Source organism: Corallococcus sp. AB049A (assembly GCF_003668885.1).
In the GTDB taxonomy this organism is placed as follows: domain Bacteria; phylum Myxococcota; class Myxococcia; order Myxococcales; family Myxococcaceae; genus Corallococcus; species Corallococcus interemptor.
Genome location: NZ_RAWL01001031.1, coordinates 1 through 464 on the forward strand (window position 1 = coordinate 1; position 464 = coordinate 464).

The following is a 464-nucleotide window of genomic DNA, read 5'->3' on the forward strand; positions in this document are numbered from 1 at the left end:
GTTCACGGTACTGGTCGCCCACGATGCGCAGGTATTGCCATATGACCAGGTGACATTTTCGCCCAAGGCCTGGTCACTTCGCTTGACCTGCTCGGGAGTCAATTCGTAATAGCGTGAGGCCGAAGGTGTGGCCCGGGCTTCCATGCCTTCGCGGATGTCCGAACCTGGGCCATTGTCCTCAACGAGTGGATGGTTGTCTGGCCACAGGCCATGGAACGTCGTATGGCCGTTTCGCGTCACCGAGATCCAGGCGTGGCCGTCCACGAACTGATTGAACGACCCCTGTGTATTGGGGTCTACGTGACTATGGATGCCGAGGACGACCTTGTCGCTCATGGGATGCCCTTACGGAAAAATCTGTGTTTCGCCATCGGCGTACAGCATCACCACGCGCGGCGCCATCAAGGGAATTTCCTGACGGGCCGGGCCAGCAGGTCCGGGCTTCACGTCGCGCCGCAGCATGG

Annotated in this window: 1 protein-coding gene; it reads right to left on the bottom strand. The window is 59.9% G+C overall.

Features of this window, described 5'->3' with window-relative positions; genetic code table 11:
• Window positions 1-336 (bottom strand): hypothetical protein (locus tag D7X55_RS43105; protein WP_199747390.1); only part of this gene is annotated, 336 nt, incomplete at its 3' end.
• Window positions 337-464: the final 128 nt, after the last annotated feature.